The sequence below is a fragment of the Streptomyces sp. NPDC090088 genome (assembly GCF_044747345.1).
Classification (GTDB): Bacteria; Actinomycetota; Actinomycetes; order Streptomycetales; family Streptomycetaceae; genus Streptomyces.
Window position 1 is genome coordinate 486,758 of the sequence record NZ_JBIVDZ010000002.1, and the last position, 25,109, is coordinate 511,866.

At 72.4% G+C, this 25,109-nt stretch carries 20 protein-coding genes, 1 pseudogene and 1 riboswitch; of the genes and pseudogenes, 10 read left to right on the forward strand and 11 right to left on the reverse strand.

All coding sequences use genetic code 11. The annotated features are described in order from the left end of the window. Window positions 1-57 precede the first annotated feature (57 nt). Genes ACIPSJ_RS10925 through ACIPSJ_RS10940 form a run of 4 tightly spaced genes read left to right on the forward strand, consistent with a single transcriptional unit; the run spans window position 58 to window position 5,745 of the window. On the forward strand, window positions 58-1,581 hold the full coding sequence (locus ACIPSJ_RS10925) for a GMC family oxidoreductase (protein WP_401345117.1): 1,524 nt from the start codon (window positions 58-60) through the stop codon (window positions 1,579-1,581). Further along, a complete protein-coding gene (locus ACIPSJ_RS10930) occupies window positions 1,581-2,849 on the forward strand; it encodes a glycine betaine/L-proline ABC transporter ATP-binding protein (protein ID WP_359215341.1) in 1,269 nt (422 codons plus the stop codon). Before ACIPSJ_RS10925 ends, ACIPSJ_RS10930 begins: the two co-directional genes overlap by 1 nt. After that, window positions 2,849-4,792: an ABC transporter permease gene (locus ACIPSJ_RS10935; protein ID WP_401345120.1), complete on the forward strand. Its 1,944-nt coding sequence runs from the start codon at window positions 2,849-2,851 to the stop codon at window positions 4,790-4,792. The genes ACIPSJ_RS10930 and ACIPSJ_RS10935 overlap by 1 nt, the downstream gene beginning before the upstream one ends. Before the next feature lie 2 nt (window positions 4,793-4,794). After that, on the forward strand, window positions 4,795-5,745 hold the full coding sequence (locus tag ACIPSJ_RS10940; RefSeq protein ID WP_401345122.1) for an ABC transporter substrate-binding protein: 951 nt from the start codon (window positions 4,795-4,797) through the stop codon (window positions 5,743-5,745). On the opposite strand, the gene ACIPSJ_RS10945 is transcribed toward ACIPSJ_RS10940, so the two are convergent. Together ACIPSJ_RS10945 and ACIPSJ_RS10950 are read right to left on the reverse strand one after the other, a co-directional pair. Continuing rightward, window positions 5,742-6,476, reverse strand: a complete 735-nt coding sequence (locus ACIPSJ_RS10945; protein ID WP_401345124.1) for an isocitrate lyase/phosphoenolpyruvate mutase family protein — start codon at window positions 6,474-6,476, stop codon at window positions 5,742-5,744. The two genes, ACIPSJ_RS10940 and ACIPSJ_RS10945, sit on opposite strands and share 4 nt — an antisense overlap. Further along, a complete protein-coding gene (locus tag ACIPSJ_RS10950; protein WP_401345126.1) occupies window positions 6,473-6,970 on the reverse strand; it encodes a carboxymuconolactone decarboxylase family protein in 498 nt (165 codons plus the stop codon). The genes ACIPSJ_RS10945 and ACIPSJ_RS10950 overlap by 4 nt, the downstream gene beginning before the upstream one ends. Window positions 6,971-7,017: 47 nt before the next feature. Between ACIPSJ_RS10950 and ACIPSJ_RS10955 the strand changes: the two genes are divergently transcribed. Continuing rightward, on the forward strand, window positions 7,018-8,445 hold the full coding sequence (locus tag ACIPSJ_RS10955) for a PLP-dependent aminotransferase family protein (protein ID WP_401345128.1): 1,428 nt from the start codon (window positions 7,018-7,020) through the stop codon (window positions 8,443-8,445). 51 nt (window positions 8,446-8,496) lie between these two features. Further along, window positions 8,497-8,982: a carboxymuconolactone decarboxylase family protein gene (locus ACIPSJ_RS10960; RefSeq protein ID WP_401345129.1), complete on the forward strand. Its 486-nt coding sequence runs from the start codon at window positions 8,497-8,499 to the stop codon at window positions 8,980-8,982. 99 nt (window positions 8,983-9,081) lie between these two features. Here the strand turns inward: ACIPSJ_RS10960 and ACIPSJ_RS10965 are convergent, their stop codons facing one another. From ACIPSJ_RS10965 to ACIPSJ_RS10990, 6 genes are all read right to left on the reverse strand, one after another. Further along, window positions 9,082-9,885 carry an aminotransferase class IV gene (locus ACIPSJ_RS10965; protein ID WP_401345131.1) on the reverse strand — a complete coding sequence of 268 codons (804 nt, stop codon included), beginning with the start codon at window positions 9,883-9,885 and terminating at the stop codon, window positions 9,082-9,084. Window positions 9,886-9,961: 76 nt separating this feature from the next. Beyond that, window positions 9,962-11,137 (reverse strand): FAD-dependent monooxygenase, encoded by a 1,176-nt coding sequence (locus ACIPSJ_RS10970; protein WP_401345133.1) that lies wholly within the window; start codon window positions 11,135-11,137, stop codon window positions 9,962-9,964. Next, window positions 11,134-12,693 carry an AMP-binding protein gene (locus ACIPSJ_RS10975; RefSeq protein ID WP_359215364.1) on the reverse strand — a complete coding sequence of 520 codons (1,560 nt, stop codon included), beginning with the start codon at window positions 12,691-12,693 and terminating at the stop codon, window positions 11,134-11,136. The genes ACIPSJ_RS10970 and ACIPSJ_RS10975 overlap by 4 nt, the downstream gene beginning before the upstream one ends. 29 nt (window positions 12,694-12,722) lie before the next feature. After that, window positions 12,723-14,234, reverse strand: coding sequence for an AMP-binding protein (locus ACIPSJ_RS10980; protein ID WP_359215367.1), 1,512 nt, complete (start codon window positions 14,232-14,234; stop codon window positions 12,723-12,725). Continuing rightward, window positions 14,231-16,759 carry an aminodeoxychorismate synthase component I gene (gene pabB / locus ACIPSJ_RS10985; protein WP_401345135.1) on the reverse strand — a complete coding sequence of 843 codons (2,529 nt, stop codon included), beginning with the start codon at window positions 16,757-16,759 and terminating at the stop codon, window positions 14,231-14,233. The genes ACIPSJ_RS10980 and pabB overlap by 4 nt, the downstream gene beginning before the upstream one ends. A 30-nt stretch (window positions 16,760-16,789) precedes the next feature. Beyond that, window positions 16,790-17,377 (reverse strand): hypothetical protein, encoded by a 588-nt coding sequence (locus ACIPSJ_RS10990; protein WP_359215372.1) that lies wholly within the window; start codon window positions 17,375-17,377, stop codon window positions 16,790-16,792. 220 nt (window positions 17,378-17,597) lie between these two features. Here ACIPSJ_RS10990 and ACIPSJ_RS10995 point away from each other — a divergent pair, with 220 nt between their 5' ends. Further along, on the forward strand, window positions 17,598-18,386 hold the full coding sequence (locus ACIPSJ_RS10995) for a DUF3050 domain-containing protein (RefSeq protein ID WP_401345137.1): 789 nt from the start codon (window positions 17,598-17,600) through the stop codon (window positions 18,384-18,386). Here ACIPSJ_RS10995 and ACIPSJ_RS11000 read toward each other — a convergent pair. Next, window positions 18,367-19,230 (reverse strand): DMT family transporter, encoded by an 864-nt coding sequence (locus ACIPSJ_RS11000; RefSeq protein WP_359215420.1) that lies wholly within the window; start codon window positions 19,228-19,230, stop codon window positions 18,367-18,369. The genes ACIPSJ_RS10995 and ACIPSJ_RS11000 overlap by 20 nt on opposite strands. Before the next feature lie 115 nt (window positions 19,231-19,345). Next, window positions 19,346-20,284: pseudogene (locus ACIPSJ_RS11005) on the reverse strand (hydrolase); the annotation flags it as partial. A 277-nt stretch (window positions 20,285-20,561) separates the two neighbouring features. Between ACIPSJ_RS11005 and ACIPSJ_RS11010 the strand changes: the two are divergent. Continuing rightward, a complete protein-coding gene (locus ACIPSJ_RS11010; protein WP_401345139.1) occupies window positions 20,562-20,906 on the forward strand; it encodes a hypothetical protein in 345 nt (114 codons plus the stop codon). An 8-nt stretch (window positions 20,907-20,914) separates the two neighbouring features. Beyond that, complete coding sequence (locus ACIPSJ_RS11015) at window positions 20,915-22,099, forward strand: glutathionylspermidine synthase family protein (protein WP_401345141.1); 1,185 nt, start codon at window positions 20,915-20,917, stop codon at window positions 22,097-22,099. A gap of 79 nt (window positions 22,100-22,178) precedes the next feature. Here the strand turns inward: ACIPSJ_RS11015 and rocD are convergent, their stop codons facing one another. Next, the gene (gene rocD / locus ACIPSJ_RS11020; RefSeq protein WP_401345143.1) at window positions 22,179-23,384 is read right to left on the reverse strand and encodes an ornithine--oxo-acid transaminase; all 1,206 of its coding nucleotides are present in this window, start codon (window positions 23,382-23,384) and stop codon (window positions 22,179-22,181) included. A 103-nt stretch (window positions 23,385-23,487) separates the two neighbouring features. Then, a riboswitch (ZMP/ZTP riboswitch) is annotated at window positions 23,488-23,578 on the forward strand. A 32-nt stretch (window positions 23,579-23,610) separates the two neighbouring features. On the opposite strand from rocD, the gene ACIPSJ_RS11025 reads away from it, so the two are divergent. After that, window positions 23,611-25,065, forward strand: coding sequence for a glycine hydroxymethyltransferase (locus tag ACIPSJ_RS11025; protein ID WP_359215386.1), 1,455 nt, complete (start codon window positions 23,611-23,613; stop codon window positions 25,063-25,065). Window positions 25,066-25,109 lie beyond the last annotated feature (44 nt).

Consider the following 25,109-nt stretch of genomic DNA (forward strand, 5'->3'; position numbering starts at 1 on the left):
ACCGAGCCCACGCCGATCGCCGTACCCGGCAAGCCTTACGCCTTTGGAGCACCCCCCATGTCCCACCACACCTACGACTACGTCGTGATAGGCGGCGGAACCGCCGGTTCCGTCATCGCCTCCCGTCTCACCGAGAACCCCGATGTCACGGTCGCCGTCATCGAGGGCGGCCCCAGCGACGTCGGCCGCGACGACGTCCTCACCCTGCGCCGCTGGATGGGCCTGCTCGGCGGCGAGCTGGACTACGACTACCCGACCACCGAGCAGCCCCGCGGCAACTCGCACATCCGGCACAGCCGCGCCCGGGTGCTGGGCGGCTGCTCCTCGCACAACACCCTCATCTCCTTCAAGCCGCTCCCGTCCGACTGGGACGAGTGGGAGGAGGCGGGGGCCAAGGGCTGGGGCGCGGTCCCGATGGAGGCGTACTACGCCCGTCTCCTCAACAACATCGTCCCGGTCGACGAGCAGGACCGGAACGCCATCGCCCGTGACTTCGTCGACGCGGCGCGGCAGGCGCTGGGCGTGCCGCGCGTGGAGGGCTTCAACCGCAAGCCGTTCACCGAGGGCACCGGCTTCTTCGACCTCGCCTACCACCCCGAGAACAACAAGCGCTCCAGCGCCTCGGTGGCCTACCTCCACCCCGTGATGGACGAGCGCCCGAACCTGACGATCCTGCTGGAGACCTGGGCGTTCCGGCTGGAGCTGGACGGCACCCGCGCCGAGGGCGTGCACGTGCGCACCAAGGACGGCGCGGAACTGCTGATACGGGCCCGGAACGAGGTCGTCCTGTGCGCCGGCGCCGTCGACTCCCCGCGCCTGCTGCTGCACTCCGGCATCGGCCGCCGGGAGGACCTCGAAGCGCTCGGCATCCCGGTCGTCCACGACCTCCCGGGCGTCGGCGAGAACCTCCTCGACCACCCCGAGTCGGTGATCGTCTGGGAGACCCACGGCCCGATCCCCGAGAACTCCGCGATGGACTCCGACGCCGGCCTGTTCGTCCGCCGAGACCCCGAACACGCGGGCCCGGACCTGATGTTCCACTTCTACCAGGTGCCCTTCACCGACAACCCCGAGCGGCTGGGCTACGAACGCCCCGCGCACGGCGTCTCGATGACCCCGAACATCCCCAAGCCCCGCAGCCGCGGCCGCCTCCACCTCACCAGCGCCGACCCGGCCGTCAAGCCCGCGCTGGACTTCCGCTACTTCACCGACGAGGACGACTACGACGGCCGCACCCTCGTCGACGGCATCCGGATCGCCCGCGAGGTCGCGAGGACCGAGCCGCTGGCCGGCTGGCTGAAGCGCGAGGTGTGCCCCGGCCCCGAGGTCCAGGGCGACGCCGAGCTGAGCGAGTACGCCCGCAAGGTCGCGCACACCGTGTACCACCCGGCGGGCACCTGCCGGATGGGACCGTCCGACGACCGACTGGCCGTCGTCGACCCCGAGTTGCGGATCCGGGGCCTGGACGGCATCCGGATCGCCGACGCGTCCGTCTTCCCGACCATGCCGGCCGTGAACCCGATGATCGGGGTGCTGATGGTCGGTGAGCGGGCCGTGGACCTGATGAAGGGCGGTGCGTGATGAGTACGACCCCTGCCCCGGTGTTCTCCGTCGACGGCCTGTGGAAGGTGTTCGGCCCCAAGGCCGACCGCGTCCCCGCGGACCCCGAGCTGACCGCGCTCCCGCCCGCCGACCTCCGCGCCCGCACCGGCTGCACGGCCGCCGTCCGCGACGTCTCCTTCGACGTGCGCAAGGGCGAGGTCTTCGTGGTGATGGGTCTGTCGGGGTCCGGGAAGTCGACGCTGGTGCGCTGCCTCACCCGGCTCATCGAACCGACGGCCGGCACGATCGCCATCGACGGCGAGGACGTCCGGGCGATGGACAAGGGCCGGCTGCGTGAGCTGCGCCGGCACCGGGCCGCGATGGTCTTCCAGCACTTCGGGCTCCTTCCGCACCGGTCCGTGCTCGACAACGTGGCCTACGGCCTGGAGATCCAGGGCGTCGGGAAGTCCGAGCGGCGCGAGCGGGCCGCCGAGGTCGTCGCCAAGGTCGGCCTGGACGGCATGGAGCAGCGCCGCCCCGCCCAGCTCTCCGGCGGTCAGCGCCAACGCGTCGGCCTCGCACGGGCGTTGGCCGTCGACCCCGAGGTCCTGCTCTTCGACGAGCCGTTCAGCGCGCTCGATCCGCTGATCCGGCGGGACATGCAGGAGGAGGTCGTCCGCCTGCACCAGGAGGAGGGCCGCACGATGGTCTTCATCACCCACGACCTGTCGGAGGCGCTCAAGCTCGGCGACCGCATCGCGCTCATGCGCGACGGCCGGGTGGTCCAGCTGGGCACCCCGGAGGAGATCGTGGGCTCGCCCGCCGACGACTACGTCCGCGAGTTCGTGCGGGACGTGCCGCGCGAGCAGGTGATGACGGTCCGCACCGCGATGAGGCCGACGGAGGGCGGGGAGGCCGTGGCGTGGCCGGTGGTGAGCCCGGGCGCGACGGTTGCCGAAGCGATCGACGTGGTGGCGGGGGCCGGTGTCCCGGCGCGGGTCGTGGAGGGGGACCGGTGCGTCGGGGTCGTGGACGCGGACGCGTTGCTCGGCGTCGTGTCGAAGACAGATGCGGGTGGTGGTTCGGCTGCGGGCAGTCGTGGGCCGGTCGCGCCCACGCGGCGGAGCCGCATATGTCCCAGCCCCGCGCCCCTGGGTGGGGATCCGGAGCGCTCGTCGGAAAGTGCCCCGGCCGTTCCGGCTGCGGGCAGTCGTGCCGCTGGGGCGGCACGGGTGGGCGCAGCGGTACCCCGCCGGCGCGGGCGAGTGACACCCCCCGCCGCCGGCACCGACCCGGAGGGCGTCTGATGGCGACGATCACTCTCCCCACGCCGCGAGCGATGCGCACGGTTCATCCCGCCGTACGCAAGCTGCTCGTCCTCGCCGTGGTCGCCGCCGTCCTCGTCCCGCTCGCCGACTCCCGTTGGACGTCCGCCGCCTGGCCGCACGAGCTGACCGTCAGTCTCTCCGCGCCCCTGACCTCGGCCAGTGACTGGGTGATCGACAACCGGGACACGCACCCTCTGTTCCTCTACTTCTTCGGCTACATCAGCAACGCCGTCGTCCTGACCGTGCGCGCCGTCTACCTCACGCTGCTCGCGGCCGGCTGGCCCGGTGTCACCGTGCTCGCCGCCGCGGTCGCGCACCGGGTGGCCGGGGTCAGGCTGGCCGCCGGTACGGCTGTCGCGTTTCTGGCCTGTGGTGTGCTCGGTATGTGGGTGCCGACGATGCAGACGCTCGCGCTGATGGTGGTGGCCGTGGTGGCGTCCGTCGTGGTCGGGTTCGTGCTCGGGCTCGGGGCCGGGCTCTCGGAGCGGCTGCACCGCGCGCTGCGCCCGGTGCTGGACACGATGCAGGTGCTGCCCGCCTTCGCGTACCTCCTGCCCGTCGTCCTGGTCTTCGGCATCGGCGTGCCCGCGGCCGTGCTCGCCACCGTCGTCTACGCCGCACCGCCGATGGCCCGGCTCACCGCGCTCGGCCTGCGCGGCGCCGACCCCGAGGTCCTGGAGGCCGTGGAGTCGCTGGGCGCCACCGGCAGGCAGCGGCTGCTGACCGCCCGGGTCCCGCTGGCCCGCAAGGAGCTGCTCCTCGGCCTCAACCAGACGATCATGATGGCGTTGTCGATGGCGGTCATCGCCTCCGTCATCGGCGCCGGCGGCCTCGGTGACCGCGTCTACCAGGCCCTCGCGTCGGTCGACGTCGGCGCGGCCCTCGCCGCCGGGATTCCGATCGTGCTGCTCGCGGTCGTACTGGACCGGATCACTGCGGCCGCGGGCGAGCGCACCGACGCCCGGCCCCGGCCCCGGCCCCGGCCCCGCGCCTGGGCGTACGCCCTCGGCGCGACCGTGGTGGTGGCTGTGGCGGCCCGCCTCGTCGGTGTTCTGGACTGGCCCACCGCCTGGACCCTGAACTTCACCGGACCGGTCAACCGTGCCGTCGACTGGATGACCGCCCATCTGTACTCGGGCGTCCCGGTCGTCGGCGGCACCGCCGACTGGGCGGGGCACTTCACCACCTGGGTCCTCGACCCCGTCCGCGACGGGCTGCAGTGGCTGCCCTGGTGGGCGGTGCTGCTGATCGTGGCCGCCCTGGCCTGGCTGATCGGCACCTGGCGCACCGCGCTCACCGCCGTCCTCGCGATGGCCGCGATCGGGGTGCTGGGGGTGTGGGAGCCGTCGTTGGACACGCTCTCGCAGGTGCTCGCGGCCGTCGCCGTGACGCTCGTCCTCGGCTTCGTCATCGGGGTCGCGGCCGCCCGCAGCGACCGGGCGGAGCGCGGGCTCCGTCCCGTGCTGGACGTCTTCCAGACCATGCCGCAGTTCGTGTACCTGATCCCGGTCGTCGCGCTGTTCGGTGTCGGCCGCGCGCCCGCCGTGGCCGCCGCCGTGGTCTACGCGCTGCCCGCCGTCGTACGGATCACCGCGCAGGGGCTGCGCCAGGTGGACCCGGCCGCCCTGGAGTCCGCGCGGTCGCTCGGCGCTACCGGCCGGCAGCAGCTGTGGCAGGTGCAACTCCCGCTCGCAAGGCCCGCGTTGCTGCTCGCCGTGAACCAGGGTGTGGTGCTCGTCCTCGCCGTCGTCATCATCGGCGGTCTGGTCGGCGGCGGGGCGCTCGGTTACGACGTCGCCTTCGGGCTCGCGCAGGGCGACCTGGCGACCGGGCTGGTGGCCGGTGCCGCCATCGTCTGCCTGGGGCTGATGCTCGACCGGGTCACCCAGCCCACGGAGCGCCGTACGGAGAAGGGAGCGTGACCATGCGTCGTACGACACTCGTCGCCGCCGCCTCCGTGCTGGTGCTCGCCACCGGGTGCGGTGCCGCCGACATGACCAGGCAGGCCTCGCCGTTCGCCAACGCGCAGGGGGCGAAGACCCTGACGCTGTCCGTGCAGTCCTGGGTCGGCGCGCAGTCGAACGTGGCCGTCGCCCAGTACCTCCTTGAGCACAAGCTCGGCTACCGCGTCGACACCGTGCAGGTCGACGAGGTCCCGGCCTGGGACGCGCTCAGCCAGGGGCGGGTCGACGCGATCCTGGAGGACTGGGGGCACCCGGACCAGGAGAAGCGGTACGTCCAGGACAAGAAGACCATCAGCGGTGCCGGGGACCTCGGGGTCACCGGGCACATCGGGTGGTTCGTGCCGACCTATCTGGTCAAGCAGCATCCCGACATCACCGACTGGAGGAACCTGGACAAGTACGCCTCGCTGTTCCGCACCGCGGAGAGCGGCGGCAAGGGGCAGCTGCTGGACGGCTCGCCGTCGTACGTCACCAACGACAAGGCGCTGGTCAGCAACCTGAAGCTGGACTACCAGGTCGTCTTCGCCGGGTCCGAGGCCGCCCAGATCACCCAGATCAAGCAGTTCGCCAAGGAGAAGAAGCCCTTCCTGACCTACTGGTACGCACCCCAGTGGCTGTTCAAGAAGGTGCCGATGACCGAGGTGCGACTGCCGGCGTACAAGGCCGGGTGCGACGCCGACGCGGCGAAGGTCGCCTGCGCCTATCCGCACACCCCGCTGCGGAAGTACCTCAACGCGGACTTCGCGCGGACCGGCGGCAGGGCGGCGGCCTTCCTGAAGAAGTTCAGGTGGACGACCGAGGACCAGGACCAGGTCTCCCTGATGATCGCCGACCAGAAGCTGAGCCCCGAGGAGGCCGCGAAGAAGTGGGTGGACAGCCATCCCTCCGTGTGGAAGGAGTGGCTGTCCTAGGCCGACGCCTCTTGGACCACCTCTTGGACCACCTCTTGGACCGACCGCAGCGCCAGCCGCAGCAGCCCCGGTCCGAACGTGACGCGCGTGGCCCCGAGTCCGCCCAGTTCGGCGGGCGAGGGGCCCGTGCCGTCCAGGCGGGCGTACAGGTTCAGCGGGCCCTCGATGCCGGAGCGCAGGAGGGGGAGCAGGGCGGTCGGCGCCTTGATCGGGTACACGCAGTCGGCGCCGGCCGCGACGTAGAGCGCGGCCCGTTCGATGACCCGGTCGGGGTCGGTGACCCCGAGGACGAACGTGTCCACGCGGGCGTTGAGGAAGAGTTCGCCGCCTGCCGCCGAGCGGAACTCGGCCAGCCAGTCGGCGTGTCGGCGCGGGTCCTTGAGGGCGCCCCCGCTGGAGTCCTCCAGATTGCAGCCGACCGCGCCCGCCTCCAGCAGGCGTTCGGCCAGCTCCTTCGGCGCGAGGCCGTAGCCGTCCTCCACGTCCGCCGACACCGGCACGTCCACCGCCCGGGCGATCCGCGCGACCGCCGCGAACATCTCCCCGGCCGGGGTGTGCCCGTCCGGGTACCCGAGCGAGGCCGCGACCCCCGCGCTGGGCGTCGCCAGCGCCGGGAACCCGGCCGCCGCCAGGACCCGGGCGCTCGCCGCGTCCCAGGGGCCGGGCAGGAGCAGCGGGTCGCCCTGCGGGCGCCCGTGGTGCAGCGCCCGGAAGGCCTCGGCCTTGGTCACCCGTGCTGCCCCGGGGTGTAGTGCCCGGGGACCATCCGGGTGGTCACGGCGAACCGGTTCCAGGAGTTGATCACGATGATCGAGGCGATCAGCTGGGTCAGCTGCGTCTCGTCGAAGTGCTTGGCGGCCCGCTCGTAGACCTCGTCCGGCACGAAGCCGTCGGTCAGCACGGTGATGGCCTCGGTCAGCTCGATCGCGGCGAGCTCCTGAGCGGTGTAGAAGTGCTTCGACTCCTCCCACGCGCTGAGCTGGACGATCCGCTCGACGCTCTCGCCCGCCGCGAGCGCGTCCTTGGTGTGCATGTCGAGGCAGTACGCGCAGTGGTTGAGCTGCGAGGCACGGATCTTCACCAGTTCGAACAGCTTGGCGTTCAGGCCCTTACGGGCGGCTCCGTCCAGCCGGACCATCGCCTTGTACACCTCGGGGGCGTGCTGCGCCCAGGCGAGGCGGGGGGTGTGCTCCGGGACGTACTCGGCGTTCTCCTGATTGCTCATGATGTCGACTCTAGGTGTCGGGCAGCCCAGGAGTATGGTCCATTTCCATGGCAGAATCATGGGCCACTCTGGGTGTGGACCTCCATCTCGAACCGGCCGGTCCAGGGCTGCGCAGGGGGCTGACCGACGCCCTGCGCGAGGCCGTCCGCAGCGGCCGGCTGGTCCCCGGCACCCGGCTGCCCTCGTCCCGTTCCCTCGCCGCCGACCTGGGCATCGCCCGCAACACCGTCGCCGACGCCTTCGCCGACCTGGTCGCCGAGGGCTGGCTCACCGCCCGGCAGGGCTCCGGCACCAGGGTGGCGACCGGGGTACCGGCCCTGCCGCCGGGGCCGCGCCCCACGGCCCCGGCCGCCGGTACGACCGTCCACCGCCCCGCCTACGACCTGCGGGCCGGGTTCCCCGACGTCTCCGCCTTCCCGCGCGCCGAGTGGCTCAAGGCGGCCCGCCGCGCCCTCACCGCCGCCCCCCACGACGCCTTCGGCTACGGCGACCCCCGCGGCCGCGTCGAACTGCGCACCGCGCTCGCCGCCTACCTCGCCCGCGCCCGGGGGGTGCGCGCCGACCCCGAACGCATCGTGATCTGCGCCGGGTTCTCGCACGGCCTGAGCCTGCTCGGCCGGATGCTGCGGGCGCGCGGGGCGGACACGGTCGCCGTGGAGTCGTACGGCCTCGACGAGCACTGGCAGCTGCTGGCGGCGGCCGGATTCCGCATGCGCGCCCTGCCCCTGGACGAACTCGGCACGGACACCGGCAAGTTGACCCCGGGACCGGCCGCGGTGCTGCTCACCCCCTCCCACCAGTTCCCGATGGGGGTGGCGCTGCGCCACGACCGGCGGGCGGCCGTCGTGGACTGGGCGCGGCGCACCGGCGGCCTGGTCCTGGAGGACGACTACGACGGCGAGTTCCGCTACGACCGCCGGCCCGTCGGCGCCCTCCAGGGCCTCGCCCCCGACGAGGTGGTCTACCTCGGCACGGCCAGCAAGTCCCTCGCCCCCGGGCTGCGGCTGGGCTGGATGGTGCTGCCGCCGGCCGTCGCCGAAGAGGTGACGGCGGTCAAGGGCGAGGTGGACACCTGCGGGACGCCGGACCAGCTGACGCTCGCCGAGTTCCTCACCTCCGGCGCCTACGACCGTCATGTGCGCGCCTCCCGCTCCCGTTACCGGCGGCGCCGGGACGCGCTGGTCGCGGCCCTCGCCGCGCGCGCCCCGGCGATCCGGGTCACCGGCATCGCGGCCGGTCTGCACGTCGTCCTGCGGCTGCCGCCCGGCAGCCAGCACCGGGTGATCCGGGCCGCCGCCGAACGCGGCCTCGCCATCGAGGGCCTCACCCCCCGCCACCGCCACCCCGACGCCGCCGTCCAGGCGCCGGACGCCCTCGTCCTCGGCTACGGCACCCCCGCCGACCACGCCTGGTCGGGAGCGCTGGACATCCTGTGCACGGTCCTCGCGGACCCGGCCGTGACCGACGCCCGGTGAATTCCCCGGCAATGGTCCCCGAATTGAATTCCGGAGGCTAGAGTCTCCCTCATGAGCAATGGCGATCAGATATCCCGCGTGGCCCTCAAGAAAATCACCCCGGACGTCTCCTCGGCGATGGGTTCGCTGCATGCCGCCGCGGTCACCGCGGCCCAGGACGCCAAGGTCGAACCGGAAATCCTGGAACTGGTCAGAATCCGTGCCTCCCAGCTGAACGGCTGCGCGTTCTGCCTCGACATGCACACCAAGGACGCCCGGGCGCAGGGCGAGACCGAGCAGCGGATCTACGCGCTCAACGCCTGGCGGGAGACCCCCTTCTTCACCGAACGGGAGCGCGCCGCACTGGCGTTGGCGGAGGCCGTGACCTTCGTCGCCGACGGCCGGGTCCCGGACGCGGTGTACGCCGAGGCCGCCGGGGTCTTCGACGAGGCGCAGGTCGCGGCCCTCGTCTGGGCGGCCACCGTCATCAACGCCTACAACCGGATCGCGATCGCCACCCGGATGGTGCCGGGCGCTTATCAGCCCAAGCAGAAGTAGGCAGGCAGAATAATCAGGCGGAATTAATCAGGGCAGCGGAGAATGCGCCGGGTCGGATTCGATCCGGCGCATTCTCTTTCGGTCGATTTTCCGGTCGGTTCAGTTTCCCGGCAGCGGCTCCATCGCGTCGTCCAGCCAGGTCCGCCATTCCCCGGCGTGCGCCGCCCGCGGCGCCCGCAGCGGTTCGCCGATCCACTCCGTGACCGGCCGGATCCCGTGCAGCGCGTTGACCAGCCACACCTCACGGCCGTCCAGCTCGGCCAGGGTCCGCTCCCGGTGGGCCAGCCGGATCCCGGCCCGCTGGGCCCGCTCCTGGATCAGGGCGACGGTCACCCCGGGCAGGACGGGCAGCTGCGGCGAGGGCAGGCACAGGGTGCCGTCCTCCCACCACAGCACGCTGGCGGTGGCCGCCTCCAGCACGATCCCGGTGGGCGCGACCAGCACCGCCTCGTCCGCACCGGCCCCGGTGGCCCGGCCGCGCACCCGGGCCAGGACGTCCAGGTCCGGCCCCTTGCGGCGGGGGACGGTCCGCGGGTCGGACTGGCCGGCCGCCCACACCCGCACCCCGGACCCCAGCGGCGGAGCGTGCCGCAGCCGCAGCCTCAACTCATGGGAGCCGGGGGCGAGTTCGACCCGGGGGAACCACGCACCGGTGCGGGGCAGCGCGGCCGTCATGTCCTGCCAGAACTCCAGCAGCCGGCGCAGCGGCGGCCCGTCGCACGCGCCGCAGGACCGCAGGAAGCGCTCCCGGTGCCGGCCGAGGCCGCGCACCCTGCCGTCCCGGACCAGCCAGGAGTCCGCCACGAGCAGCCGCCCGCCGGGACCCGGGTCCTCGGCGGGCCGCAGCCCTCCCGCCGGCGACCAGGCCAGCAGCCCTTCCCCGAACGTCACTTGTGAGCCCACGCCCGCCTCCTCCGCAGTACGTCCGCCGTACGTCCTCGGTACTTCCTCAGCACTTCTCGGTACTTCTCGGCACTCCTCAGTACTTCCGGCCCGCCAGCGCCGGCGCCCCGTGCCGGGGACCGTAGGGCGCGTGCTCCAGCCAGGACCCGCAGGACGGCAGGACCGGCGCCAGCGCCGCCGCCGCGCGCTGCCGCAGCCGGACGATCCGGCGCCGGGGCCGCAGATGGTCCAGGGCGACCCCGGCCGCCTCGCTGTTGAACAGGCCCGCGGCCCGCCGTACCGCCGCGAACTCGGCCACCGTCCCGGTCGCGACGGCCTCCGCCGCCGCCGCCGCGTCGGCGATCCCGCTGTTCATGCCCCGCGCCCCGAACGGCGGGAACAGATGCGCGGCCTCCCCGACGAGCAGCACCCGCTCGTGCGGGTCGGTGAAGGAGGCCGCGACCTTGCGCAGGAAGCGGTACGTCGACACCCACAGGACGCGGTCCGCGTAGCCGTCGCCGACCACCCCGGGGAGCCACCCGCGGACCGCCTCCTCCGTGCCGTAATCCTCCGCCCGGTCCCCGGCATGGCACTGGAGGTCCACCTGGAAGCCCCCGGTGAAGGGCACCCGCATGACGCTGCGGCCGCCGACGCCCGGATGCTCGTAGTGGAAGACCCGCTCCAGCGGCAGCTCTGCGCCCGGCCGGTCGGCGACGTCGACGACGACATGGAAGCCCTCGCCGTGGGTGCCCTCCATGGGGATGCCGAGCCCGGCCCGGACGGCCGAGCGGGCGCCGTCCGCGGCGATCACGTACCCGGACGCCACCTCCCGCCCGTCCGCGCAGCTCAGCGAGGCGCCCGAGGCGGTGGTACGGATGCCGATCACCCGCGCGTTCCAGGCGAACTCCACCCCCGCCCGCTCGCACGCGTCCCGCAGGAAGCGTTCGGTGTCCACCTGGCGCAGGCTGGTGAAGGGCGGCCGGCCGGAAGGGGGCGGGAAGGTGCGGGAGTACACCTCCCGCCCCCGGTACAGGGTGCGCCGGGTGTGCCAGGTCCGGCCGTACGAGGTGATCTCCGCGGCCAGTCCCGGCCGCATGGCGTCGAGCAGCGCGAGGGTCTCGCGGTGCACGAACAGGGCCCGGCTGCCCGGCCGTTCGCGGTTCTCCGGGTCCGCTTCGAGGAGCAGCACCGGCAGCTCCCGCGCGCGCAGCGCCAGGGCCGCCGACAGGCCCACCGGACCGGCGCCGACCACCACGACCGGGGTCGCGGTCATGCGCGGACCCCCTCCGCGAGCATCCGGGTGATCTCCACCCGCTTCACCTTCCAGGTCGCCGTCATCGGCAGCTCCTCGAACCGCCACTGCCGGGGCTCCGCCATCGCGGGCAGGTCGGCGGTCGCCTCCTTCCACCGCCGCGGATCCAGCGGCCGTTCGCCGCGGACGCACACCACCGGCACCGGCTCGCGGTCCGCGCCCGGCACGATGACCACCTCGCGCAGCTCCTCCAGCCGGTCCATCAGGGTGTCCTCGACCTCCAGGTTGCTGTGCACCGAGTCGATCTGGTCGATCTCGCGGTCGATCAGGTACAGCGCGCCCAGCCGGCTCCGGTACCCCATGTCGCCCATCTGCCACCACTCGCCGTCCAGTTGACGCTCGTACTGGTCGCGGGCACCGAGGTAGGTGAGGATCCGGCCCCGGGTGCGGGCCTCGATCCGGCCGGGCCTCCCGGGCGCGGCGGGCAGCCCGTCGGGGCCGGTGACCCGGACGCGCGTGAACCCCGGTATCCCGATGCCGACCCGCCGCCCGTCCGCCCGGGCCACGCTCCGGCGCGTGAACCACTGGAAGGCCACCGGACCGGTCTCGCTCTGCCCGTACAGCTGGATCAGCCAGGGCGTACGGCGCTTCGAGGCGCCCAGCAGCCGCCGTACCGTGCGCGGGTGGATCGCGTCGAACGTCGAGCCGTACGACTTCACGCGCGACAGCGGGGCGCCGGGCGCGTCCGCCAGCTCCTCCCACAGGACGAAGGTGTTGGGGTGGGTCTCGACGATGCCGGGGCGGTGCCGGGCCAGCATCGGGCCGACCTTCGCCGGGTCCGGGTCGGTGATGAGCAGCAGGGGGCTGCCGAAGTGCAGCAGGACGCCCAGCAGATGGTAGAAGCGCGAGTGCACGAAGGACATGTGCAGCGCGGCCACCTCGCCGCGGGTGGGCCAGCCCATCGCCTGCTGCGGGACCAGCCGGTTCCACATGGTCTGCGGGCAGTGCACGGCGAGCTTGGGGACGCCGGTGGTGCCGGAGCTGTGGGTGATCAGGGCGGGTTCGCGCGGGTGCAGCCGGATCGGCGCCGGGACCTCGGCACCGGAGTGCTCCGCCAGGGAGACCGTGCCGGGGGCCGTGTCGACGGTCAGCGTCTGCCGTACAAGGCCCTTGACGTCCAACCCCTGGAGCTTCGCCGCGTCCGTGACCAGCCACGGCTCCCGGAGTCTGGTGAGCAGCTTGCCGACCACCTCGCCGGCCAGCATCGGGGAGAGCAGCACCGGTACCGCGCCGATCCGGGAGATCGCGCAGGTCAGCAGCACGATGTCGACGTTGTCGGTCTTGTGGACGACGACCTGCTCGGCGGGCCGTACCCCGGCCGCCCACAGCCGCCCCGACAACTCGTCGACGGCGTCGGCGAGTTCCGCGTAGCTCAGCCGCACACCGAGGTCGGGGTGGGTGTCCAGCGGCCGGTCGAGGGTGACGAACACCCCGCCGTGCCGCTGGGCCGCCCGCCGGAAGAGCGGGCCGAGGTAGAACCCGCGGTCGCCGATCAGGGACACCTGCGACTCCTGCATGGAGACGTTCCTTTCCGAAGCGGTCATGGTCACCAGGCGCCCTGGCGGACCAGATGGCGGCGCAGCTTCCCGGTCGGGGTGCGGGGCAGCGAGGACAGGAGGCTGACACTGCGCGGCACCTTGAAGGCGGCCAGGCGTTCCCGGGCCAGCCGCAGCAGCTCCTCCTGGAGCCCCTCCGGCGCCGGGGTGACGGCGGGCACCACGAAGGCGCGCAGCCGGGTGGAGCCGGTCCCGTCCGGCACCGCCGCCACCGCGACCTCCCGCACCGCCGGATGGGTGCGCAGCACGGCCTCCACCTCCAGCGGGGAGACGGTGATCCCGCCGACCATCTCCATGTCGTCGGTGCGGCCCAGGTGCCGGTAGCTGCCATCGGGTTCGCGGACCGCCCGGTCGTGGGTGGCCAGCCAGCCGCCGACCAGGGTCCGTGCGGTCTCCTCGGGCCGGTGGAGATAGCCCGGTGTCACCGTGGGCCCGCGCACCCACAGCTCGCCCTCGTGGCCGTCCGGCACCGGCCGTCCGTCGCGGTCGCGCAGCTCCACCTCGAAGCCGGGCACCGGACGGCCCACGGTGCCCGGGTGGTTGTGGTCCAGGCTGTTGGCGCAGAAGGCGTGCCCGGCCTCGGTGGAGCCGATCTGCTCCAGCACCGGCGCGCCCAGCAGCTCCGTGACCCGCGCCCCGAGCCCGGCCGGCAGTCCCTCACCGGCCGACACGGCGGCCCGTACGGAGGCGAAGCAGGCCTGGTGCTGCCCGGTGCCCCGGTCCGCGACCAGCGCCGCGTACGCCGACGGCACCGAGTACAGCAGCGTCACCCGGTGCCGGGCGATCAGCTCGTCCACGGCGGCGGGCGCCGGGCGCCGGTCCACCAGGACCGCGCTCGACCCCGAGAAGAGCGGGAAGACGAAGGCGTTGCCGAAGCCGTAGGCGAAGTACAGCTTGGACACCGACAGGGTGACGTCGTTCGGGCCGATGCCGAGCAGTGGCCAGCCGATGAGGTCGTGGTACGCGGCCGGGTGGGCGTGGGTGTGCACGACACCCTTGGGCCTGCCCGTCGTCCCCGAGGTGTACTGCACATACAGCGGGCCGTCCGCGTCGACCGGGTGGACGGGCGCCGGCTCGGCGGCGGGCGCGAGCGCGAGCAGCTGGTCGGCGCCGAAGCGGGGGTGGCCGATGAAACGATCCTCCAGGCCCGGTCCCGTCAGACACAGCGCGGCCCCGGTGTCGGCGGCCATGAACGCGTGGTCACCGGCGGGCAGTTCGGGGTTGACCAGGACGGCGACGGCCCCGAGCCGGGCGACCGCGAGAAAGGCCACCACCCAGGCGATCCCGTCCGGCAGCGCCAGCACCACCCGGTCGCCGGGGCCGACCCCCTGCGCGGCGAGGACGGTCGCGGCCCGCGCCCCGAGGTCGTGCACCTCGCCATGGGTCCAGGCGCGATGGCCCTGGTGGAAGGCGGGCCGGCCGGTCCAGCCGCTGCGCTCGGAGAGGTCCGCCAGCCGGCCGGCCAGGTTCACGGTGTCCGTGCGGTACAGGGGCAGCGTCATCGGGCCGCCTCCTGCACGGCGTCCGCCGCGGCCGTCGCGGTGTGCTCCCGCAGCGCCCGCATCTGCGCGGCCGTCTTCAGCAGCATCTCGTCGTACTCGGCGGCCGGGTCGGAGTCGAGGACGATCGCCCCGCCCGCGCCCAGCCGCAGCCGCCCGTCCGCGATCACGGCCGTACGGATCACGATGTTCAGGTCCGCGCCGCCGCTGCACCCGAGGTAGCCGAGCGCCCCGGAGTACACGCCCCGGGCCTCGGTCTCCAGCGAGTCGATGATCTCCATCGTGCGCAGCTTCGGCGCGCCCGTCATCGAGCCGCCCGGGAAGCAGGCCCGCACACAGTCCACGGCGTCCGTCCCGGCCCGCAGCCGCCCGGTCACCGTCGACACCAGCTGGTGCACGGTCGCGTACGTCTCGGTGGCCATCAGCCGGGGCACCCGGACGGATCCGGTACGGCAGACCCGGCCCAGGTCGTTGCGGAGCAGGTCGACGATCATCAGGTTCTCGGCGCGGGTCTTGGCGTCCGCCGCCAGCGCGTCCCGCAGCCGGTCGTCCTCGTACGGGGTCGCCCCGCGCGGTGCCGTCCCCTTGATGGGCCTGGCCTCGGCCACCCCGTCCCGGGTGATCCGCAGGAACCGCTCCGGCGAGGAACCGGCCACGTCCAGGTCGCCGAAGCGCAGGAAGGCCGCGTACGGCGCCGGGTTGACGCGGCGCAGCTCCCGGTAGAAGGCGTAGGGGTCGGCCGGGGCGGGCAGATGGGCCGCGTCGGTCAGACAGACCTCGTAGCTGGTGCCGGCCCGCAGCTCCCGCTGGCAGGACTCGATGTCCGCGAGGTAGGTCGCCCGGTCCCGTACCAGCCAGGGCTCGGCGGCCTCCAGGTCCGATCCCCCGGCGGCGGAGGCGGCGGGCGGGGCCGGGCGGCCGCCCGGGGCCAGGAAGGTCAGCTGGGCCAGGGTGGCCTCCAGCCACTCCTCGGCCTCCCGGGCGGCCTGCGGGGTGTCCTCCGCCAGGCAGACCGCGTAGGTGACGTCCTCCTCGTGGTCCACGGCGAGCAGCCGGTCCGCGAACAGCCAGCAGGCGTCCGGGGTCTCGGCACGGTGCCGGTTCGGGGAGCCGCAGTCGGCCTTGGTCTCGTACCCGAAGTAGCCCACATAGCCGCCGGTGAAGTCGAAGGGCAGCCCGTCGGCGTCCACCCGGCGGCTGGTCAGCTGCCGCTTCAGGTAGTCGAAGACGCTCGCCGACACCTTGCGCGCCGGCCTTCCCGCCCGCTCCACCTCGCACCGCCCGGCCGTCACGTCGTACCGCACGAACTCGGCGAGCGGACCGCTGTCGTCCCCGAGGAACGAGAACCGCGACCGGCTCCGCTCCACCAGCGAACTGTCCAGCCAGAAGGAGCGGGCCGAGCCGGCGAAGAGGCGGCTGAACGCCGCCTCCGTGTCCACGGCACCGGCGATCTGGCGGGTGTGGAGGCGGTGAGCGGGGCGGGGGCGGTCGCCTCGGAGGGGGTGGGTTCCCTGCCGGGGGCGGCCGTCCTGCCGGGAGTCCGTCCCCTGGGGGAGGTCCCCTCGGGGGCGGTCGCCCTTGCGGGGGCGCGGGATGGCCGCGGTGGGTGTGGCGTCGGGGCCGGCGGGTGCGGGTGCGGCTACGGGTGCTGCTGCGGTGGGCGGGGCCGCGGGCTCGGCGGGCACGGTCGGTGCGGCGGATGTGGCGGGTGCGGATCCCGCCCCCGGCATGGCCGCTGCGGAGCCGGAGTCGAGCGCACCGGTCCCTGCACCGACTGCACCTGTCCCTGAGTCGACTGCACCTGTCCCTGAGTCGAGCGCACCTGTCCCTGCACCGACCGCGCCTGTCCCCGGCTCGGGCCTGCCCGTCGCAGACCTGGGCCTCGGTATCACCGCCGAGGTCGGGGGGACGGCGGTGTTCTTGGTGCGGGCGCGGCGGGCTCGGCGGGCCGTGAGGTTGCGGAAGTTGACCAGCATGCGGTGGCCGTACTCGGTGAGCACCGACTCGGGGTGGAACTGCACGCCCCACAGCGGCCGTTCGCGGTGGCGCAGGCCCATCAGGACGCCGTCCTCGGCCCAGGCGGTGGCCTCCAGGGCGGCGGGCAGCGGCTCGTGCACGGCGAGGGAGTGGTAGCGCACCGCGGTGAAGTCCTGGGTCAGCCCCTCGAACAGGTCCCGCCCGTCGTGCCGGACCCGGGTCAGATGACCGTGTCTCGGCTGCGGTGCGGGCGCCACCCGGGCCTGCTCGCCGAGCGCGATGCCCTGGTGGCCCAGGCACACCCCGAGCACCGGGACGGCGGCCTCGGCGATCACCCGGGCGGCGATGCCGAAGTCACGGCCGTTTCCCGGATGCCCGGGCCCCGGGGACACCACCACGTTGTCGAACCCCGCGAGACCGGGGAGACCGGGGAGTGTGCCGGCCCCCTCGTCATTGCGGATCACCACCGGTTCCTCGCCGTTCACCTCGGCGATCAGCTGGAACAGGTTGTAGGTGTACGAGTCGTAATTGTCGATGAGCAGGGTCTTCACCCGCCCACCTCCCTCGGGTAGTTCCCGGGCCTATGCGGCCCGGCGTTTGTGCCGTCCACGCAGCGCCTGGAGCGGCGGATACAGCCATTTCTTGAAGAAACGCTGAAGCCGCGGCATGAGAATCCAGGTGACAAGCGCGGTCACGCAGAGGCAGAGCACCAGAGTGCGAATGAGTGGATTGAGGCCGCCGAGATGGGGAATCACGATGATATTGAAGAGCAGAACCGGTGGGAAAACCGCGCTCATGTTGATGAACCACAGTTTCCATTTCGCCGGAGGGGTGGGCGGCGGAGGCGGGGGAGTCGGCCCGGTCAGCGAGTCGAACCACACCTTCGAGCCGCGTACGCTACGGCGACCGGTGGGCCGGGCGATGCCGTCCGTCCGGGTCTCCCACGCTCCGCGGTCCAGGGAGTTCTCCCAGGCCAGTGCGGAGTCCTCGGTGGCGAAGCGATACACGACATGCCATTCCGCCTCCTGGTCTACAAGGACGCCACCGCCGAGGAACCCCGGCTGTCGGGCGCTCGCGCCCAGCATGGCCCACCCCCACGAGTGGAAGTCGCCCTCACGGCCCGGCATCACGTGATAGGCCACGGTGACGGTGACGGGATTACTGGTCACGGTGTCCTTTACGGAATGGACACACATGGCGTTCAAAGGTTCAACGAGATTTTTTGGCGCCGGGGACGTGTCCGGAACGTAACTTTTTATAGCGCTTTCTATGGTGTTGACGCCTTCTGTCGTCCACTACTTCGGGTAACTCTCGTGGAATTCCAGAAAGTGCTTGCCCGGGGGTCGTGAAAGTTGCACGATCGCCGTCCCGGAACAAAGGAGAGCCGTCATGTCGAGGTACGACTGGAATCTGACCCGAGAAGGCAGCGAGGCAATCGACGAGGCGCGTTCGGTGATCGAATCCGCGCGAAAAGAAGTGACCGCCCACCCGCTGTACCGGCGGATATCCGACCGGGACCGGCTGGCCACGTTCATGACCCACCACGTCTTCGCCGTCTGGGACTTCATGTCCCTGCTCAAATCGCTCCAGCGCGAGCTGACCTGCGTCGACGTGCCCTGGGTGCCGCACGGCTCCGCCGTCGCCCGCCGGCTCATCAACGACATCGTGCTGGTCGAGGAGAGCGACGCCCTGAACGGCGGCTTCACCAGCCACTACGAGCTGTACCGCGCGGCCATGACCGAGGCGTCGGCCGACGCCGTCCCCGTCGACACCTTCCTCGCGCTGGTCGCCGAGGGCCACGACGTCCCCGCCGCCCTCCGGGTGGCCCAGGTGCCCGCCCCCGCCGCCGACTTCGTGCGCACCACCTTCGAGATCATCGCCGACCGCCCGCTGCACTGCCGGGCCGCCGCCTTCGCCTTCTCCCGCGAGGACCTGATCCCGGACATGTTCGACCAGGTCATCAAGGAGGAGGGAACCGAGAGCTTCCCGCTCTTCCGTGACTACCTCGCCCGCCATATCGAGGTCGACGGCGAGGAGCACACCCCCATGGCCCTGCAGATGGTCGCCGACCTGTGCGGCACCGACGAACAGCGCTGGAGCGAGGCCGTGGAGACCGTCCTGGTCGCCCTGGAGGCCCGGTCCCGGCTCTGGGACGGGATCACCGACGCGATGGGCTGACCGGCTCCGCCGCCCCGGCGCCGGCGTCCTCGGCACCCGGCGCCTCCCCGAACCTGGCCAGCGCCAGCGCCCCCGCCACGGCCACCGTGAAACCGAGCACCGCCAGCCAGGTGAGCCCCTCCCGGGTGCGGTCGCCGAGCCAGACGACCCCCACCGCGGCCGGGCCGATCGTCTCGCCGATGACCATCCCGGCCGTCGCCGTGGTCACCGAACCGCGCTGCAGCGCCGAGGTCAGCAGCATGAAGGCGCCGCCACCGCCGATCAGCAGGGCGTAGGCCGCGGGATTGGCCAGCAGTTCGGCCGGCCGCAGGGTGTCGATCAGCCGCACCGACACCTCCACCACCCCGAACCCGAACCCCGACCCGAGGCCGAGCAGCAGCGCCCGCCACCGCCCGGACAGCCGCCCACCGGCGAGCCCGAGCAGCAGCACGCCCACGGCGGCCCCGAGCATCGCCCACTTCAACGTCATGGACCCCGCCCGGTCCCCCTCCGGCCCGGAGGCCAGTGCCAGCATCGCGAGCCCCGCGCACACCACACCCACCGCGGCCCACTCCGCCCCGGTCAGCCGCACCCGCAGCAGCCGCGCCGCGACCACCGCCGTCACCGCGAGGCTCGACGCGAGCGCCGCGCTCACCGCGTAGATCGGGATCGATCTGAGGGCCAGCACCTGGAACACGAAGCCGAGCCCGTCGAGCCCCAGCCCGACGACGTACCGCCACTGCCGCACGGCCCGCAGCAGCAGCGCGGCCTCCCCGCCCGCGCCGTCGCCGGCCGCCCGCGCGGCCATCGCCTGCAGGACCGTCGCCGTACCGAAGCAGATCGCCGCCGCGAGGGCGCACACCATTCCGAAGAGCACGAAAGGACTGTAGGGGAGGGGAGCAAACGGAGACCGGAGCGAAAGTAAGAGCGGGCCCGGAGCCGAACCCCGGACCCGCTCATCACCTTCCCCCGGTGGGTCAGCTGGCGCCGGCCAGCCAGGCGGTGGCGTTGAGGGCGAGGGCCGCGTTGGTGGCGCCGGAGTCGTTCCAGCCGTCGTACAGCGTGTTGCCGGACTGGCCGGTGCCGTCGTCGATCGGGGAGCTGTCGCCCCAGAAGGCGACCCGCCCGCTGCCGTAGGTGGACGTGGCGAAGAAGGCGCCGGTGTTGCCGGAGTAACCGCTGCGGTACACCAGGCCCTTGACGGCCGAGTTGTCGGCGGGCTTGAGGGTGGCGGTGGTCCCGTTGGCGATCAGGCTCTTGGTGACGGTGCCGAAGGAGCCGTGCAGGACGGCGTTGCCGCTGTCGCTGATGGCCTTCGGGTAGCCGGAGCTGATGTTCAGCGAGTCGATGGAGAGGCCGAACGGGTCGTCGCTGTCCACGCTGTTGTTGGTCATCAGGTCGTTGAGGATCTCGACCGCGTCGTAGCCGTCGTTGTTGCGGTCGGCCCCGGTGTGGTCGGAGATCATGAACAGACCGCCGCCTGCCTTCACGAAGTTCATGATCGCCGTCTTCTCGGCGGTCGTGAACTTCGTGTTGGGCTCGGGCAGCACCAGCGCGTCGAACTTGGACAGGTCGGTCGTCGACGAACCGCCGTACGTCAGCGCGCTGGTGGCCGTCTTCAGGCTGTAGTCGCCGGTCTGCTGCAGGGCCACGCCCCACGACGACAGTGCGCCGGTCCAGTCCGTCTCGTCGGACGGGGAGGAGTCCTGGGAGAGCGGGTCGGGCTTGCTGGTCGAGATGATCCAGTCCGCGTTGCCCGCCTCCTCGGCGTGGCCGTCGTCGAACAGGACCCGGTAGGTGGTGGCCGCGTGGGCGGGGGTGGCGGCGCTGGTGGCCTGGACGGCGGCACCGGCCGCGAGCAGGCCGAACACCGCGGCGGCCGTGGTGAGTCTGCTGCGCGAGGCAACGAAGCGGGGCATCTGTCATTCCTCCATCGGTGGGGGGTGCGAGAGGGATGGCGGTGCGGGTACGGCGTCGGTGGTACGCGTCCACGGGGTGGTCTTCGCGCGTAGAGTGGAAGTTGATCGTTCACCCAGGGACAGCTGGACGGTACCCGCGAGGCCCGGAACGCCGACAGGATCTCCCGCCACTTCACATGGTTTTCTTACCTGTACATGACAATCCAGGAGTGGCTCGGTCCGCTCGTCTAAGCTGTCGCCGAACAGCTGGCCGACGATCACACGGGGGAACACGGACATGGCGGACGCACGCCGGCAACTGCGCTCGGGCACGGTCGTCCTCGGCGGGATGGGCCTGCTGGCCGCCGCCCTGACCGCCTGCTCCTCCGACCCCGACAAGCGCTGCGTCGACCGCGACAGCTACACCGCCGCCAAGGGCTACCAGGTCGTCTCCGACAAGAACTGCGGCTCCACCAAGTCCGCCGTCAACGCCGGCTACTACTACGGCGGCAAGAAGAAGAGCGGCTGGGTCAGCGGCGGCTCCTTCACCAAGCCCCGCAGCGGGTCCGGCAGTTCGTCCGGCGGCGGCCACAGCGTCCACCGCGGCGGCTTCGGCGGCGGCCACGGCAGCTCCGGCGGCTGACCGCCGCCATGGAGCGCCGCACCACCGAACCCCGCCCCGACTGGCAGCGGACCGTCGAGGAACAGGGCCTGATCTACCCACTCACCCGCCACTCCGACGGCGTCCTGCGCCCCTACTGGGACGAGAGCGCCTACTACGTCTTCACCCTGCCGGAAGTGGAGGCGCTGGAGGAGGCCGTCGAGGAACTGCACGCGATGTGCCTGACCGCGGCCGGCCACATCGTGGCGAAGGACCGTTTCACCGACCTCGGCATCACCGACCCGCGCGTCGTGGCCGCCGTCACCGAGGCCTGGCACCGCCGCGCCGAACTCCCCTCCCTCTACGGCCGCTTCGACCTCCGCCACGACGGCACGGGCCCTGCGAAACTCCTGGAGTACAACGCCGACACCCCCACCTCCCTGGTGGAGGCGGCCTCGGCCCAGTGGTTCTGGATGGAGGACCGCTTCCCCGGCGCCGACCAGTGGAACAGCCTCCACGAACGCCTGGTCGCCGCCTGGCGGAGACAGTCCCGCCTCCTGCCGCCCGGCGCCCCCCTCCACTTCGCCCACTCCGCCGCCGACGAACTCGGCGAGGACCTGATGACGGTCGCCTACCTCAAGGAGACCGCCGAACAGGCCGGCCTCGACACCGACTGGATCTCCATGGAGGAGATCGGCTGGGACACCCTCTCCGGCCGCTTCGTCGACAACCGCCTCGGCTTCATCCGCAGCCTCTTCAAGCTCTACCCCTGGGAATGGCTCACCACCGACGCCTTCGCCGGCCACGTCCTCGACACCCTGGACAACGGCGGCGGCACCGGCACCACGATGTGGATCGAGCCCGCCTGGAAGATGCTCCTCAGCAACAAGGCCCTCCTCGCGATCCTCTGGGAGCTGTATCCGGGCCACCCGAACCTGCTCCCGGCGTACCTGGACGGCCCGAGGGAACTGGCCACCACGACCGGCTACGTCAGCAAACCCCTGCTCGGCCGCGAGGGCGCCGGCATCCTCGTACACGAACCCGGCCACCCTCCCGTCGTACGCGAAGAGCCGTGCTGCTACCAGCAGTTGGCCCCGCTCCCCGACTTCGACGGCAACCACGTCGTCCTGGGCGCGTGGGTGGTGGGGGAGGAGGCGGCGGGCCTGGGAATCCGCGAGTCACAGGGCCTCGTGACGGACGACTACGCCCGCTTCCTGCCCCACGTGATCCTCTAGCGCCCCGTCAGGGGCGCGGGGAACTGCGCGACCAGCCACGACGGACCGGCACTCGCGATCAAACCTCAGTGGCACCCCATTAGGCGCTCAGCACCTCCCACAACTGCTCAACCCCCCACTCCAGATCCTCCTCCTCGATGGTCAACGGCGGAGCCACCCGCACCGTCGCCCCATGCGTGTCCTTCACCAGCACCCCCCGCTCCAGCAACCGCTCCGACACCACCCGCCCCGACCCCACCCCCGGATCGACGTCCACCCCCGCCCACAGCCCCCGCCCCCGCACGGCCGTCACCCGTCCACTCCCCGCGATCTCCGCCAGCCGCCGGTGCAGCAGATCCCCCAGCTCGGCCGCCCGCTCCTGGAACTCCCCGGTCCGCAGCATCGCGATCACCTCCAGACCCACCGCACAGGCCAGCGGATTCCCCCCGAACGTGGACCCGTGCTCACCGGGCCGGAACACCCCGAGCACCTCGGCGCTCGACACCACCGCCGACACCGGCAGCACCCCGCCCCCCAGCGCCTTCCCGAGCACGTACATGTCCGGTACGACCCCCTCGTGCTCGCACGCGAACGTCCGCCCGGTCCGCCCCAGCCCCGACTGGATCTCGTCGGCGATGAACAGCACGTCCCGCTCCCGGGCCAGCTCCCGCACCGCCCGCAGGTATCCGGCCGGCGGCACGATCACCCCCGACTCGCCCTGGATCGGTTCGAGGAGCACCGCGACCGTGTTGTCGGTCAGCGCGGCCCGCATCGCCGTGAGGTCGCCGTACGGCACGATCTCGAAGCCGGGCGTGTACGGCCCGAAGTCCGCCCGGGCCTCCGGATCGGTCGAGAAGCTGATCACGGTCGTCGTACGGCCGTGGAAGTTCCCGCTCGCCACCACCACCTTCGCCATCTCCGCGAGCACCCCCTTGACCCGGTACCCCCACTTCCGGGCGGTCTTCACGGCGGTCTCCACCGCCTCCACCCCCGTGTTCATCGGCAGCACCATCTCCATCCCGCACAGCTCGGCCAGCTCCGTGCAGAACGCGGCGAACCGGTCGTGGTGGAAGGCCCGGGACGTCAGCGTCACCCGCTCCAGCTGCGCCTTCGCCGCCGCCACCAGGCGCGGGTGGCCGTGCCCGAAGTTCAGCGCCGAGTAGCCGGCCAGGAAGTCCAGGTACCGGCGGCCCTCGACATCCGTCATCCAGGCGCCGTCGGCCGTCGCGATCACCACCGGCAGCGGGTGGTAGTTGTGCGCGCTGTGCGCGTCGGCGGCGGCGATGAGGGCTTCCGTAGTGGTCACGGCGACTCCAGTGAACGCGGCGAGATGATCCCTTTAATACCGTCTGTCCGTGCCCGACTGGTGGACGCCACGGCCCCCGGGCCCGGCGTGCCCGGTAATGTGATCGGCGGGCCGTGACTGGCGCGCTGGGATGGGACCGACCATCAGGGAGCGGCCCGCGTCGTGATCGAGTGCCGTGCGCCTGGGCCGAACCGTGAATGCCGAACGCCATGTCCGGAGGTCCCGAATGTCCGACCAGCCCGCACCCCTGTCCCCCGAGTCCACCGCGTACCGCGCCGCACTCGACGTGATCCGCGCGGTCGAGCCGCGGGTCGCCGACGCCATCGGCCAGGAGGTCGCCGACCAGCGCGAGATGCTCAAGCTGATCGCCTCGGAGAACTACGCCTCCCCGGCGACCCTGCTCGCGATGGGCAACTGGTTCAGCGACAAGTACGCCGAGGGCACCATCGGCCGCCGCTTCTACGCCGGCTGCCGCAACGTCGACACCGTCGAGGGCCTCGCCGCCGAGCACGCCCGCGAGCTGTTCGGCGCGCGGCACGCCTACGTCCAGCCGCACTCCGGCATCGACGCCAACCTGGTCGCCTTCTGGGCCGTCCTCGCCGACCGCGTCGAGGTCCCCTTCCTGACGAAGACCGGCGCCCGCCAGATCAACGACCTCTCCGAGGCCGACTGGGCCGAGCTGCGCCAGGCCTTCGGCAACCAGCGCATGCTCGGCATGTCCCTGGACGCGGGCGGCCACCTCACCCACGGCTTCCGCCCGAACATCTCCGGCAAGATGTTCGACCAGCGTTCCTACGGGACGGACCCCGCCACCGGGCTCATCGACTACGACGCGCTGCGCGCCCAGGCCCGCGAGTTCAAGCCGCTGATCCTCGTCGCCGGCTACTCGGCGTACCCCCGGCTGGTGAACTTCCGGATCATGCGCGAGATCGCCGACGAGGTCGGCGCGACCCTCATGGTCGACATGGCGCACTTCGCGGGCCTGGTCGCCGGCAAGGTCCTGACCGGCGACTTCGACCCGGTCCCGCACGCCCAGATCGTCACGACCACCACGCACAAGTCGCTGCGCGGCCCGCGCGGCGGCATGGTCCTGTGCGACGACTCCCTCAAGGACCAGGTCGACCGCGGCTGCCCGATGGTCCTCGGCGGCCCGCTCCCGCACGTCATGGCCGCCAAGGCCGTCGCCCTGGCCGAGGCCCGGCAGCCCGCCTTCCAGGACTACGCCCAGCGCATCGTCGACAACTCGCGCGCGCTGGCCGAGGGCCTGATGCGCCGGGGCGCCACCCTCGTCACCGGCGGCACCGACAACCACCTCAACCTCATCGACGTCGAGAGCTCCTACGGCCTCACCGGCCGCCAGGCCGAGACTGCCCTCCTCGACTCCGGCATCGTCACCAACCGCAACGCGATCCCCGCCGACCCGAACGGCGCCTGGTACACCTCCGGCATCCGCATCGGCACCCCGGCGCTCACCACCCGTGGCCTGGGCACGGCGGAGATGGACGAGGTGGCGGGCCTCATCGACCGCGTCCTCACCGCCACCGAGCCGGGCACGACGAAGTCCGGCGCCCCCTCCAAGGCCTCCCACGTCCTCGACGAGAAGGTCTCCACGGAGATCGCCCAGCGCGCGACGGACCTGGTGGCGGGCTTCCCGCTGTACCCGGAGATCGACCTCGGCTGATCGACGCCCTCAGGGGCAGCGCCCCTGAAAGGGGCGCGGGGAAC

Bases quoted from the DNA above. Each gene is read 5' to 3' on its own strand.
- ACIPSJ_RS10925 (WP_401345117.1), top strand. From the start codon at position 58: ATGTCCCACCACACCTACGACTACGTCGTGATAGGCGGCGGAACCGCC.
- ACIPSJ_RS10930 (WP_359215341.1), top strand. From the start codon at position 1,581: ATGAGTACGACCCCTGCCCCGGTGTTCTCCGTCGACGGCCTGTGGAAG.
- ACIPSJ_RS10935 (WP_401345120.1), top strand. From the start codon at position 2,849: ATGGCGACGATCACTCTCCCCACGCCGCGAGCGATGCGCACGGTTCAT.
- ACIPSJ_RS10940 (WP_401345122.1), top strand. From the start codon at position 4,795: ATGCGTCGTACGACACTCGTCGCCGCCGCCTCCGTGCTGGTGCTCGCC.
- ACIPSJ_RS10950 (WP_401345126.1), bottom strand. From the start codon at position 6,970: ATGAGCAATCAGGAGAACGCCGAGTACGTCCCGGAGCACACCCCCCGC.
- ACIPSJ_RS10955 (WP_401345128.1), top strand. From the start codon at position 7,018: ATGGCAGAATCATGGGCCACTCTGGGTGTGGACCTCCATCTCGAACCG.
- ACIPSJ_RS10960 (WP_401345129.1), top strand. From the start codon at position 8,497: ATGAGCAATGGCGATCAGATATCCCGCGTGGCCCTCAAGAAAATCACC.
- ACIPSJ_RS10970 (WP_401345133.1), bottom strand. From the start codon at position 11,137: ATGACCGCGACCCCGGTCGTGGTGGTCGGCGCCGGTCCGGTGGGCCTG.
- ACIPSJ_RS10975 (WP_359215364.1), bottom strand. From the start codon at position 12,693: ATGCAGGAGTCGCAGGTGTCCCTGATCGGCGACCGCGGGTTCTACCTC.
- ACIPSJ_RS10980 (WP_359215367.1), bottom strand. From the start codon at position 14,234: ATGACGCTGCCCCTGTACCGCACGGACACCGTGAACCTGGCCGGCCGG.
- ACIPSJ_RS10995 (WP_401345137.1), top strand. From the start codon at position 17,598: ATGTCGAGGTACGACTGGAATCTGACCCGAGAAGGCAGCGAGGCAATC.
- ACIPSJ_RS11000 (WP_359215420.1), bottom strand. From the start codon at position 19,230: ATGGTGTGCGCCCTCGCGGCGGCGATCTGCTTCGGTACGGCGACGGTC.
- ACIPSJ_RS11010 (WP_401345139.1), top strand. From the start codon at position 20,562: ATGGCGGACGCACGCCGGCAACTGCGCTCGGGCACGGTCGTCCTCGGC.
- ACIPSJ_RS11015 (WP_401345141.1), top strand. From the start codon at position 20,915: ATGGAGCGCCGCACCACCGAACCCCGCCCCGACTGGCAGCGGACCGTC.
- ACIPSJ_RS11025 (WP_359215386.1), top strand. From the start codon at position 23,611: ATGTCCGACCAGCCCGCACCCCTGTCCCCCGAGTCCACCGCGTACCGC.